This window comes from Francisella sp. 19X1-34, assembly GCF_041102755.1.
In the GTDB taxonomy this organism is placed as follows: domain Bacteria; phylum Pseudomonadota; class Gammaproteobacteria; order Francisellales; family Francisellaceae; genus Francisella.
This window is the reverse complement of the sequence record NZ_JBGCTX010000063.1, coordinates 1-13,421: the sequence shown is the minus strand read 5'-3', so window position 1 is coordinate 13,421 and position 13,421 is coordinate 1. Positions and strand designations below refer to the sequence as shown.

Here is a 13,421-nt window from a genome sequence, read left to right as displayed (position 1 = left end):
AAAATTGATTGATTCTAATTCTTTGACTTAGATTTGACAACATATTTATAACTTTAGGGGGTTAAGAAACAAAGCCTTACTCATAACAACTCCCTGTCATTTTCTATAAATCTTTACGACACTAAATTGTAATTTTACCAGTAGCATATTGATGAATAAGTGCTTTAATAACGGATTGATATTTAAGACCTTTTTCAGAGGCTCTAGCTTTCACACTCTCTAGATCTGAGTTTGTAATCTTTAAACTAATCTGCCTCTGTTTAGCACTTTCTCTAATTTCATTTTTGAAGTTTAAAAGATCATCAGCTGATATTGATTTAAAATCGTCTTTATTTAGCTCAAATTCTTTTTCTAATTTTTCAATCTCTTTAAGAGTTAGATCATTTTTCATTTTTCTCTCCAAAGCTTGGTTGCTTTTCTACTTTTATAGGCAGTTATAAAATATATAACTTTAGGGTCTTCTTGTAATACTATACTAGGAACTTCCCATACATAATCATCTATAACAACAAGCATAATAATCTGATGTCTATACTCACTTCTAGTTTGCCTCTTTATATCTATTAGACAATCATTTTCGATTGATTCTTGTATAGCATCGAATGAAATACCTCTTTCTTTTATAAGTTTAAGGTTTTTCTCTAAATTCCACCTAAAAATCATTATATATGTTATTGTATATTTAATATATGTATTATATATATTTATTACAAAAACATCAATAGTTCGTAGAATATCACTTCTGCGTATATTAAGTTTAAAATAAGTTGTTCGTAATATTGGTTTTAAATAAATATTATAATTAATTCCCTATCTTAACTATATAAAAAGACATACACATGCATAAAAAGTATATAATTTATAATAACTTTAGCATCTGTTATAAATATAAAAAACATTACATATTGGATAAAAATGAACAAAGATAAATTTAATAAAAAGGAAGTATGTACTAATAATGTCGAGATTGTTGATAAATTAACTCATAACGGAATGTTCGCCTTAGAAGAGTACATGGAATACAATCAAGAAACTATCAATCATATTGTTAAAAAAGCCTGTGTGGCTGCCTTAGATAAACATTTTGAATTAGCCTTAAAAGCTTTTCAAGAAACAGGAAGAGGTGTGGTTGAGGATAAGTCCATAAAGAACCTATTTGCGTGTGAACATGTTACACATAGTATGAAACATTTAAAAACGGTAGGAGTGATTAGAGAAGATCAACTAAATGGCATAACTGAAATAGCAGAACCAGTGGGAGTAATATGTGCAATGACACCTACCACAAACCCTACTTCTACGACGATATTTAAATCATTAATAGCTTTAAAGACAAGAAATCCAATTATCTTTTCTTTTCATCCATCATCTCTAAATTGTTCAATCAATGCCGCTAAAATTATTAGAGATGCTGCAATAGCTGCAGGAGCTCCAAAAAACTGTATTCAATGGGTTGAAAAGCCCTCTATGGAAATAACTTCATTATTGATGAATCACCCTTCTGTTTCATCAATCTTAGCAACAGGTGGTAATTCAATGGTTAAAGCAGCATATTCATGTGGTAAACCTGCTTTAGGAGTTGGTGCTGGCAATGTGCCAGCATATATAGAAAAAACAGCTAATGTAAAAAGATCCGTTAATGATATATTCTTATCTAAGTCTTTTGATAATGGCATGATCTGTGCCTCTGAGCAAGCAGTAATTGTAGATGATGAAATATATGATTTAGTTATAGATGAGTTTAAAAAACTTAAAGTTTATTTTGCTAACGATGATGAAAAAGCAAAATTAGAAAAATTTATGTTTGGAGTAAAAGCAACAAGCAAAAATTGCTCTTTAGCTAAATTAAATCCAGACATAGTTGGTAGAGCAGCTTCATGGATTGCTGAACAAGCAGGATTTACAATCCCTAAAGATACTTTAATAATATTGGTTAGATGTAGCAAAGTAGGAGAGAATGAACCACTTACAAGAGAGAAACTATCTCCTATTTTAGCAATATTAAAGGCAAAAAATACTAAAGATGGGATAAACTTAGCTGATCAGATGGTTAAGTTTGACGGATTAGGACATTCCGCTGTCATACACTCATCAAATGAGGATATTGTAAAAGAATTTGGAAATCAGATAAAGGCTGTTCGTATAATATGGAATGCTCCGTCTTCACAAGGAGGAATAGGTGATTTATATAATGCTTTTATTCCTTCTCTAACACTAGGATGTGGATCATATGGCCATAATTCTGTTTCAAATAATGTAAGTGCTATTGATTTATTAAATATAAAACGTATTGGTAGGAGAAATAATAATATGCAATGGTTCAAAATTCCTCCAAAGATATTTTTTGAAGCAAACTCTATTAAGTATTTAAAAGATATGAAAGAAATTAGAAAGGTTATGATAATAACCGATAGAAGTATGTGGAAGTTGGGAGTAGTACAGAAAATCACAGATATTTTAATTTCAAGACAAGATCATGTTGATATAGAACTATTTACTGAAATTGAGCCTGACCCGAGTATACAAACTGTTTATAAAGGGGTTGAATTAATGAGAGTTTTTCAACCTGATACTTTGATTGCTCTTGGTGGAGGATCTCCTATAGATGCTGCAAAAGTCATGTGGTTAATGTATGAAAATGAGAATATCAATTTTGACGATCTAAAACAGAAGTTTTTAGACATAAGGAAAAGAGCATTTAAATATCCTTCGCTTGGCAGGAAAGCACACTTAATTGCAATTCCAACAACATCAGGAACAGGAGCTGAAATAACTCCTTTCGCTGTTATTTCTGACCCTAAGAATAATCAAAAATACCCATTAGCAGACTATTCTCTTACACCTACAATAGCTATTATTGATCCTATATTAGCAATGACTATGCCATCTACATTAGCAGCAGATACTGGAATGGATGTTCTTACTCATGCAATAGAAGCATATGTATCAGTATTTGCTAACGATTTCACAGATGGTCTTGCTCTTAAAGCAATTCAGCTAGTCTTTAGATATCTTGAAAGATCAGTAAAGAATGGTGCTGATGATCCTATAGCTAAAGAAAAACTACATAATGCGGGGAGTATAGCCGGTATGGCATTTGCAAACTCTTTCCTTGGAATATGTCACTCTATGTCACATAAGATTGGTGGGAGATTTCATACATCACATGGTAGAACTAATGCTATTTTGCTACCTCATGTAATTAAATATAATGGTACAGTACCAACGAAGCTGTCAATATGGCCTAAATATGAGTCATATATTGCTAATGAACGATATCAAGAAATTGCTGGTTTTTTAGGCTTAAAATCAGAGACTCCAGAGCAAGGTGTAGAATCGCTTATAAATGCAGTAATCGCCCTAGCAGAATCTGTAGGTATTCAAATGAATTTAAAGAGCCTTGGCATTAATGAAACAGAATTCATAAAGGCTCTTCCAGACTTATCTATGGATGCTTATGAGGATCAATGCTCTCCAGCAAATCCTAGAATGCCTATGATCAAAGATTTAGAAAATATTATGCTCAAGGCATATTATAATAACTAAGCTAAGAAGATATTACTCAATAACTTAACAAAAACCATACAGTTCGCAGAAGTACACTTCTACGCACTATAATTTATTAAATACTATGATTTTGTATATTTAAAAGATATCTAACCTACACCCCTAATGTGCGTAGAACTGAAATATTTAAACATTATTACAAGCTACCAACTCAATTTACACTTTACACTAATTTATATTTTGTTATATAGTTAAACTTGTAACCACATAAATTAAAGAGGATGTTGGCATGAATAAGAACGAACTAGTACATGAAATTGCTAAACAAGCTGATGTTACTGTAACTGATGCTAAAAAATGTTTAAAAGCTTTTACTAATACTGTGGCACATGCTCTAAAAAAGAAAAATACTGTAACCTTGGTTGGTTTTGGTACTTTTGAAGCTAAAAAAAGAGCTGCTAGAGATGGCAGAAATCCAAAAACTGGTGAAACAATCAAAATCAAAGCTACTACTGTTCCTCACTTTAAAGCTGGTAAAAATCTAAAGGAAACTGTTAATGGCTAAAGGTACAGTTAATAAAGTTATACTTCTTGGTAGACTTGGTAATAATCCAGAAGTAAGACAAACTCAAAGTGGTACTACTGTTGCTACTATTAGTTTAGCTACTAATGAAGTATTTAAAGAAGAAACTCAAACTGAATGGCATAGAGTAGTTATCTTTGGTAAGGGTGCTGAAGTTATTCAACAATATTGTAAAAAAGGTGATGCTTTATATGTTGAAGGTAGAATCAGAACTAATAAATGGCAAGATAACTCTGGAGAGAATAGATATTCTACAGAAATAATTGCTAGTAACTTCCAATTATTAGGTAGTTCTAATCATGATAGTCGCCCTACTCCCGATTATGATAATTATCCTGAGGCTCAACAAAACAGTAAGTCTCTTAATGAAAAGATGGATGATGATTATGCTAAGGCTAAAGGTAAAACTGCTAATGATAATGTCCCTTCATTTGAAGAGATCAATAGTTCTGACCCTGACCCTGATCTTGATAATCTCCCTTTTTAAATCCTTTATTTAAATAATGATCCAACTAGAAACACTAAATGGCACATTAGAAAGAATTACTTTTCAAAGTGAAGAAACTGGATTTGGTATATTCAAAGTAAACTGTAAAGGCATTAGAGATCTAGTAACTATAACTGGCGTTTGTGCTGTTATTCATGTTGGAGAATATATAGAAGCTACTGGTTTTTGGTTTAATGATAAAAGATATGGTAGACAGTTTAAAGCTAATAATATTCAAGTAGTCCAACCCACTAGCTTAGAAGGTATTACCAAATACCTAGGTTCTGGATTAATTAAAGGTATTGGTCCAGCTTTTGCTAAGGTTTTAGTTAAAGGATTTGGAGATACTATATTTGATGTCATTGAACAAACTCCTAATAAACTATTAGAACTAGATGGTATAGGTCCTAAACGTGTAGCCACTATTATTAATGCATGGGATGAACAAAAGTCAGTTAGAAATATAATGGTATATTTACAGTCCCATGGTGTTGGTACAGCTAGAGCTACTAGAATATATAAAAAATATGGTGATGATGCTATAGCTAAAATTAAAGATAATCCTTATTGTCTAGCTAAGGATATCCATGGCATTGGTTTTAAAACTGCTGATCAGTTAGCTTTAAGGATTGGTATACCTCATGATTCTATTATTAGAGCTCAAGCTGGTGTATTGCATGTTATTCAAGAAATTAATTCTGATGGGCATTGTGCTATTGAGAAAGATAAACTTATAAAAGCTTCTGAAGAAATGCTTGATATCCATAGTGATATCATAGAGGAAGCTATAGAGTTAGAAAAGCAATTGGATAATTTAATACCTGAGATTATTAATGATAAGGATTGCTTATATATTAATTGGCTATACTATGCTGAAGTTGGTGTAGCATCTAATATTAAAAGACTTTTAAATAATGAAAGGCGTTGGAATATTGATAATATTGATGCTGCTTTAGAATGGGTTCAAAAACAAACTGGTCTTAACCTATCAAGCTCTCAAGAACAATCTGTAAGAATGGCTATAGAGAATAAAGTAGTATGTATTACAGGTGGGCCAGGTGTTGGTAAAACTACTGTAGTAAATAGTATTATCAAAATCATTAAGACTAAAGCTAGAGTCCTTTTATGTGCCCCTACTGGTAGAGCTGCTAAAAGATTATCTGAATCAACAGGTTTAGAAGCTAAAACATTGCATAGACTCTTAGAGTTTGACCCTACCACTGGCAAATTCAAACATGATACAGATAATCAACTTAAAACTGATTTAGTAGTTGTAGATGAATCATCTATGATTGATGTTATTTTAATGAATAGCTTATTAAGAGCTATACCTGATCATGCTAGTATATTAATAGTTGGAGATATAGATCAGTTACCTTCTGTTGGTGCTGGTAAAGTATTAGCTGATATTATTGATTCTCATATAGTACCAGTAGCTAGACTTACTGAAATATTCAGACAAGCTAAAACTTCTCAAATAATAGTTAATGCTCATAAAATAAATGAAGGTAAAGCTCCATTCAAAACCCCATCAAACATAAAGACTGATTTCTATACTATTCACTTAGCGCCCGATGTTATCCACGATGCTTTAATCAATATAGTTAGTAAAAAAATACCTCAAGCTTTTGGCTTTGCTCATAATGATATTCAAGTATTAACCCCTATGCATAGGGGTGGATTAGGTGCTAAGTCTTTAAATATTGAATTACAGAAAGAGTTAAATCCTAATCCAGCTGCTAGTATAACTAAGTTTGGATTAACTATTGGTGTTGGTGATAAGGTAATACAACTAGTTAATAATTATGATAAAGAAGTATTCAATGGCGATCTTGGTATAATTAAATCTATTGATCATGAAAATACTACGGTTATAATAGACTTCGAAGATAAAGATATTGAGTATGATATTACAGAGCTTGATGAAATTGACTTAGCTTATGCTACTTCGATACATAAATCACAAGGTTCTGAATATCCTGTAGTAGTTATACCAATAGCTATGCAACATTATATGCTACTACAAAGAAATCTTATTTATACTGGAGTTACTAGAGGTAAGAAGTTAGTTATACTTATTGGAGAAGCAAAAGCTATCTCAATGGCTGTTAGAAATGTTAAACAAAATGATCGTCTTACCTATTTAAAACAAAGATTAATCACCTAACACTTGGAAATATATGTTTATTATTACTACAGAAAATGGTTATACAAAAATAGTTGCTAAAGGTAAACTACTACACGCTGACTATATTAATAGCTTAATCCCTAGTATTGAGAAATTAGCTAAAGATGATAAGTTTAAGATAATGGTTGTTATGAATGATATGAAAGGTATTGAACTTAAAGCTGTTATAGATGATTTAAAGACCTATATCAAAAACAGAAATAAGTTTGATAGAGTAGCAATCGTTACTAATAAAAAATGGGTTCAAGTTTGTTTAGGATTTTTTAGGCATATTATGAGTGGTGAATTTAATACATTCTTTAATGAAAATAGTGCTGAAAAATGGTTAAATAAATAAAAATTATAATTTATGTTCCCGTAGCTCAGTAGGATAGAGCAATCACCTCCTAAGTGATAGGTCGGATGTTCGAATCATCTCGGGAACGCCATAGAACAAAAAAAGAATTATATAAAATGGATATTACAACAGATTTACTTAGTTCAACATTTACTAGTAAAATAATAGCTGACTCTAAAACTTTATTAAATCAAACTCCAAAAATTAAAATCACATATAATGGATATTACAGCATAATAGGTAATATCGATGAATTTCGTACTGAAATTAAAAATAATGATCCATATTCATATTTTAGTCGGATAGATAATAGTAAGTTTAATACTAATTGCTCATGTAATAAAAATAATTGTGTACATGCAGCAGCTTTAGCTCTTTATTATTTAAATAATAAAGAACAATATGAAACCAATAGTAGTGTGTCATCTTGGTTAAGTACTTTAAGTAACAATTCTCCTATGACAGAAAAAAAAGAAGTTAAAAAATCTCCTCCATTTGAGCTTTTATACATTCTCTCAATTAGTAATGATCGACTTTATTTAAACTTAAATCTTGCAAGAAGACTTAAATCTGGAAAGTTTGGGTCTGATAAGAAGTTTATAGTAGATAATAAAACTCATCAAAAAGCTTTGACGGCAGTAGATCATAAGGTTATTTTCAATAAAACATGGCAGTTATCAGAACAAGAAAAAATATTTATATTTAAAACTCCTGAATCAGAAGAATTACTTAAACAAATTATTAATACAGGACGATGCTTCTATCTCAATAAGGATAATCCCCCTATAGAGTTATCTGATCCTATCCAAACTAAAACTAAATGGGCTTTTAATGATGATGGAACTCAATATTTAACAGCAGACTGTGACCTAAATATTTCAGCATTTAAAATATCTTCATTGTGGTATTTATCCGACAATGAAATTGGATTAATACAAACAGATATTGAAGAAAATATTCTTAGAAAGCTTTTATTAGCACCACCAATTCCTTTAAGTCAAATTAATGAAGTTAGTAAGGCTATTAAAAGTATAGATAATAATTTACCACTACCAGTATTAAATAATGCTATTGATACTCAAAAGATCGAACCTATTCCATGTCTTCACTTATCAGAATGTCTAGCTGCAATAGAATATAAAAGAAAAAACAGTAAATATTCATACTACTATGGCTATCCTGAAGAAACCGAAATTACCGTAGCTAAACTGTATTTTAAGTATGGTAAAAATATTATTCCAAGTGATTATACTGAAAATAATATTTTCTCTATTACCCAACTTAAAAAAATATACAGAGATTTTGAAACAGAAGTTAAATATACCAATGTATTAACTAGAAACTTAAAGCTTAAAAAAATTGAGCAGATAAAAGAAATAGTTGATTATGACTTTGATGATGAAGATATTTATTATATTGGCTCAGAAGTGGAATCACTCGTTTTCATTGAAGATGAAATACCTAAATTAAAAGCAAAAGGTTGGATTATTAAAGCCGATGATGATTATGAATTAGAAACTTTTGAGGAAGAAGAGCTTGAATGGTACTCAGAGCTTGGAGAATCTGAATATGATTGGTTTAGTTTAAACCTAGGGGTAATGATTGATGATCAAAAAGTTAATCTTTTGCCTTTAATAGTTGAATACCTTAAAAACAACGATCTTGAAGATATAAAGAATTTAGATGATAATCATAAAATATCAATTTCTCTTAGCGAAGGTCGTAATTTATTAATCTCTGCTTCTAGAATTAAAAGTATTCTAGCTATATTAACTGAGCTATATGATGATAAGCCTTTAAATAAAGATGATTTATTAATATTACCTAACTTATCAGCTTCTCAATTAGATAATTTAGAGAAAGCTATCCAAGTTGATAATTTTTCTTGGTTAGGGAGTAAAAAAATAAGAGAGCTTGGCAATAAAATCAAATCATTCAAAGGTGTTAAAAAAGCTAAGCTACCAAAAGAATTTAATGCTAAGCTTAGACCATATCAACAACAAGGTGTTAACTGGCTACGTTTTCTAAATGAATATGAATTAGGTGGTATATTAGCTGATGATATGGGTTTAGGTAAAACTATACAAACATTAGCTAATTTAATAATTGAAAAAAATAACAAGCCAGAACATCCTAGTATTATTATTGCTCCTACTAGCTTGGTTGCTAACTGGGCTATGGAAGCTGAAAAGTTTGCTCCTAGTTTAAAAGTATTAGTATTACATGGAGATAAACGCCAAGAACATTTCGATAAGCTAAATGATTATGATGTTGTTATAACCTCATATCCATTAGTGATAAGAGACCAAGAAATTCTTAAAGAATATAAATTTAATTATATAATTCTTGATGAAGCTCAAATTATAAAAAATCATAAAGCTAAAGTAACTAGATTAATCTATGATTTAAAATCAAAGCATAGATTATGTCTAACTGGTACACCTCTAGAAAATCATCTAGGTGAATTATGGTCACAGTTTAGATTCTTAGCCCCTGGACTATTAGGTACTACTGATAAATTCAAAAGATTATTCCAAACTCCTATAGAAAAACATAATGATATTAGTAGACGTAATGCTTTAGCCAATAGAATAAAACCATTCTTATTAAGAAGAACTAAATCTCAAGTTGCTATTGATTTGCCTCCTAAAACAGAAATAATCAAAACAACTTCTTTAGAGGGACCTCAAAGAGATGTTTATGAAAGTATTAGACTTGCAATGGATAAGAAAGTTAGGGAGGCTATTTCTAAACAAGGTTTACAAAAAAGTCATATTATTGTTTTAGATGCCCTTTTAAAACTTAGACAAACTTGTTGTGATCCAAGACTATTAAAAATTAAATCAGCTGCGAAAGCACATGGACATTCTGCTAAGCTTAATCTGCTGATGGAGCTAATTCCAAGCATGATTGAAGAAGGTAGAAAAATATTACTATTTTCTCAATTTACATCAATGATTTCCCTTATTGAACAAGAACTTAATAGTAAATCAATTGAATATGTTAAGTTAGTAGGAAGTACTAAAGATAGAGCCACTCCTATTAAGAAATTCCAAGAAGGAAACATTCCTGTATTTTTAATTAGTCTTAAATCTGGTGGAGTTGGATTAAATCTTACAGCTGCTGATACGATTATTCATTATGATCCTTGGTGGAACCCAGCTGTTGAAAATCAAGCTACGGATAGGGCTCACCGTATTGGACAAGATAAGCCTGTATTTGTATATAAGTTAGTAACTGAAGGTACAGTTGAGGAAACTATCTTAGAGATGCAACAAAAGAAAAAGAGTCTTGTTGAAGGTTTATTATCTGAAAATCAAAATACTAAAAAACCTCTTAAAGCTAATGATCTAAATGTATTATTTAAGCCTTTAGATTAATCTTTAAATCTATTTTGTAGCTTAATCCATTTACTTGCTTTGCCCCTACCTTCATTTTGAATAACTTCTTGTTTCTTCAGTTGTGACAATTGAGTGCGAACCTGACCATCAGATAATGTAGTAAAATGACTTTTAATATCAGTAAATATGAATTCATTAGGCATTTCTTCTAATATCACTTTTTTAACTCTTAGCCATAATGGATCTGCTTTTGTATTTCTTGTTTTAGCAGCTACAGTAGCAATAAGATTATTAGTCTCTCCTATTTGTTTCTTAAGCACTCCTTCAAAAAATCTTAATGACCAATGATTAGCCTCTTTACGGTTGCCTGCATAAATAATTGGTAAATTAGGGTGTACAACAGTTATTTCAGCTAATGCTCTTGCCATATTAGCAACAGATGAATATTTACCTATTTTTTCAGATGATAAAAAATCTCCATACTGAGCCTCAATGACGACAGCTGAATGATTATACGTTGATAGCTCATTTAGTTGTTGATGAAGTACTTGTATTCTACTAATATCAGATACCATATTATCAAAAGTTTTTCTCTCAACTACAGCAGACATATCATTATCAATTAATAATGCATAATCACCTACACTCAGATTCTTTCTTTGAATATTATGTTCGCCAAATTTCCAAGGATATCTTTCATTACTATCGATTATTACTTCAAGCTCCTTGGATTTAGGCTGTAAACTTAAATTACCCCGTGTTCTATGTTGATTAATTCCTTGCTGAGTTCTAAAAAATATCTGCTCGTAATCACCATCTTTTGTTTTATATTTTTTACGTATAAATAAAAACTCACAACGCTTTCGCTGCCCACGATCTAAAAGAATAGTTAATCTTTTGCCTAGCTTCTTAACAAAAACTACTGGTACTTCCTCAACTACTTCTTCTAAAGAAATGTCTGAATCTTCCGCTCTAATACAAAAGATGTTACCACTAGCTCCAGGCCATTTATCTTGAGTTAATAGGGACAAGGATGTTTTATTATTCTCTGATACTGTTATATGATAAGGAAACTTCTTACTATCTGTTTTTGTAACCTTCCATAAAGATATAGGATTCTCATCTTGTTTAGATCTAAAAAATATTTGCTCATATTCTCCAGGTTTATTTTTATAAGATTTTTTTACAAATCTAAATTCACATTTTTTATTAACTTTGCGATCTAAAGTTACAGATACTTTAGTCTTATCTTCTAGCCATCTAATACTAGATATTTCAGCTTCTTCAACGGTTTTAATGATATTTATATCACCTTTTGTTTCAGCTTTAACACAAAATACTGATTGATCTTGTTCTGGCCATTTACTATTTGAATAAATAGTTAAATCCAACTTATCTCTATATTTAAGCTGTATACTATACGGATATTTTTTACTATCTGTTTGCTCTATTTTCCACATATTATGCAATAATTATAATACATAATTCATTATCTCGAGAGTCTAGAGTATTTTGATAATAAATACTAGAGAATTTCTAATATTAATATCTCTATAAATTTTTCTTAAATATTTAATGGTATACAAAAGTATACTTTTTAGTACTCTACTGTAGACTAGTAATAAAATGTAGTATATAATATAAGTATTCAAAAGCCTTAGATATTTTATTACATAATATGCCATTAATTTCTAAAATATTCTCAATGTTGGTTTATATGCATTGGGACGAACATAATCCTCCACATTTCCATGTTAGATATCAGGGAATTGAAGCAACTATTGAGATTAAAAGCTTAGTTATTAAAGGAAATCTTCCTGCTAAGCATAAAAAGCTTATCAGACAATATGCTTTAGAAAACAAAGATAAATTGTTGGATAATTGGGATTTATTACAACAAGGTAAACAACCGAATAAAATATAGGTGATAGTATGATACTTAATATTACAGAAGCAGAGTACATAAAAGATTATAAAATATGGCTTAAATTTAATAATGGTGTTTTTGGAGTAGCTGACTTTAAACCAATATTAAAACAAGATGTTTTCAAAGAATTAATTGATGACGAAAAATTTATTAAACATGCTGTAGATCATGGGACAATTACATGGGATTCAGATAATGAGTTTGGTGAAATAGATATAGCACCAGAATATGTATTGGAAAAGCTAATGATTTTAAAAAATACAGAAAATCATGAACATTATGATTTTGGGTAGAGATGGATATAGTAGGTTACGCTAGAGTTAGCACTAAAGATCAATCTTTGGATATACAACTAAACAAACTAAAGTCTTATGGGTGTACTAAGATATTCCAAGAGAAAATATCTGGAGTAGATCAAAATAGACCAGAGTTAATCAAATGCAAGGAGTATCTAAGAACAGGAGATACTTTAGTAATAACAAAGATAGATCGACTAGCAAGAAGCACTATAGACTTAGGTAACATCGTCAATAGGCTGGAAAAAGAAAATATAAACTTTGTTGTATTAGATCAGAACATAGACACTTCTACACCAACTGGAAAATTAACATTTCACATAATTTCTTCTGTAGCAGAATTTGAGAATGAAATAAGAAAAGAAAGGCAACGAGAAGGTATACAAAGAGCCTTATCAAAAAATAAACCTTATGGTAGACCAAGAACCATAACTAAAAATATTGTATTAAATATAAAAAATCATATTAATAACGGACTAACAACAAAAGAGATTTTAGATAAATCAAAGATAAGTAGAAATACATTCTTTCTTATCAAAAAAGGCAACTATGATTATCTTTTAGAAGATTCTCAAAACTAATGATAATTTATCTGAGACTATTACTATATCTTTAACTGTAAAAGTCCAAATCTGAATGACAGTTACCTGTTTTAAGCACCTATTTTACCTTCATTAGAGGCTTTGTTTCTTAACCCCCTAAAGTTATAAATATGTTGTCAAATCTAAGTCAAAGAATTAGAATCAATCAATTTT

Annotated in this window: 12 protein-coding genes and 1 tRNA gene; 10 read left to right on the top strand and 3 right to left on the bottom strand. The window is 30.2% G+C overall.

The window, feature by feature from the left end; genetic code table 11:
* Positions 1-121 precede the first annotated feature (121 nt).
* Both AB8E56_RS09505 and AB8E56_RS09500 read right to left on the bottom strand, forming a co-directional pair.
* On the bottom strand, positions 122-391 hold the full coding sequence (locus AB8E56_RS09505) for a hypothetical protein (protein WP_329480458.1): 270 nt from the start codon (positions 389-391) through the stop codon (positions 122-124).
* A complete protein-coding gene (locus AB8E56_RS09500; RefSeq protein WP_329480456.1) occupies positions 388-663 on the bottom strand; it encodes a hypothetical protein in 276 nt (91 codons plus the stop codon). The genes AB8E56_RS09505 and AB8E56_RS09500 overlap by 4 nt, the downstream gene beginning before the upstream one ends.
* Positions 664-915: 252 nt before the next feature.
* On the opposite strand from AB8E56_RS09500, the gene adhE reads away from it, so the two are divergent.
* The 7 genes from adhE to AB8E56_RS09465 all read left to right on the top strand — a co-directional run bounded on the left by adhE (position 916) and on the right by AB8E56_RS09465 (position 10,482).
* Positions 916-3,546, top strand: a complete 2,631-nt coding sequence (gene adhE / locus AB8E56_RS09495) for a bifunctional acetaldehyde-CoA/alcohol dehydrogenase (RefSeq protein WP_329480454.1) — start codon at positions 916-918, stop codon at positions 3,544-3,546.
* A gap of 250 nt (positions 3,547-3,796) precedes the next feature.
* The gene (locus AB8E56_RS09490; RefSeq protein WP_329480452.1) at positions 3,797-4,072 is read left to right on the top strand and encodes an HU family DNA-binding protein; all 276 of its coding nucleotides are present in this window, start codon (positions 3,797-3,799) and stop codon (positions 4,070-4,072) included.
* Positions 4,065-4,577, top strand: a complete 513-nt coding sequence (locus AB8E56_RS09485; protein ID WP_329480450.1) for a single-stranded DNA-binding protein — start codon at positions 4,065-4,067, stop codon at positions 4,575-4,577. Before AB8E56_RS09490 ends, AB8E56_RS09485 begins: the two co-directional genes overlap by 8 nt.
* Positions 4,578-4,593: 16 nt before the next feature.
* Positions 4,594-6,744, top strand: a complete 2,151-nt coding sequence (locus AB8E56_RS09480) for an ATP-dependent RecD-like DNA helicase (RefSeq protein WP_329480448.1) — start codon at positions 4,594-4,596, stop codon at positions 6,742-6,744.
* Positions 6,745-6,757: 13 nt separating this feature from the next.
* A complete protein-coding gene (locus tag AB8E56_RS09475) occupies positions 6,758-7,102 on the top strand; it encodes an STAS/SEC14 domain-containing protein (RefSeq protein WP_329480446.1) in 345 nt (114 codons plus the stop codon).
* A gap of 14 nt (positions 7,103-7,116) precedes the next feature.
* A tRNA-Arg gene (locus AB8E56_RS09470) sits at positions 7,117-7,193 on the top strand.
* A 25-nt stretch (positions 7,194-7,218) separates the two neighbouring features.
* Positions 7,219-10,482 carry a DEAD/DEAH box helicase gene (locus AB8E56_RS09465; protein WP_329480444.1) on the top strand — a complete coding sequence of 1,088 codons (3,264 nt, stop codon included), beginning with the start codon at positions 7,219-7,221 and terminating at the stop codon, positions 10,480-10,482.
* Here AB8E56_RS09465 and AB8E56_RS09460 read toward each other — a convergent pair.
* Positions 10,479-11,903, bottom strand: coding sequence for an ERCC4 domain-containing protein (locus AB8E56_RS09460; RefSeq protein WP_329480442.1), 1,425 nt, complete (start codon positions 11,901-11,903; stop codon positions 10,479-10,481). The two genes, AB8E56_RS09465 and AB8E56_RS09460, sit on opposite strands and share 4 nt — an antisense overlap.
* A 257-nt stretch (positions 11,904-12,160) precedes the next feature.
* Here AB8E56_RS09460 and AB8E56_RS09455 point away from each other — a divergent pair, with 257 nt between their 5' ends.
* From AB8E56_RS09455 to AB8E56_RS09445, 3 genes are read left to right on the top strand one after another with little or no spacing between them, the layout of a single operon-like run.
* On the top strand, positions 12,161-12,367 hold the full coding sequence (locus tag AB8E56_RS09455) for a DUF4160 domain-containing protein (RefSeq protein WP_329480440.1): 207 nt from the start codon (positions 12,161-12,163) through the stop codon (positions 12,365-12,367).
* Between the two features lie 8 nt (positions 12,368-12,375).
* Complete coding sequence (locus tag AB8E56_RS09450; RefSeq protein WP_329480438.1) at positions 12,376-12,663, top strand: DUF2442 domain-containing protein; 288 nt, start codon at positions 12,376-12,378, stop codon at positions 12,661-12,663.
* Positions 12,664-12,665: 2 nt separating this feature from the next.
* A complete protein-coding gene (locus AB8E56_RS09445) occupies positions 12,666-13,247 on the top strand; it encodes a recombinase family protein (RefSeq protein ID WP_329480436.1) in 582 nt (193 codons plus the stop codon).
* Positions 13,248-13,421: the final 174 nt, after the last annotated feature.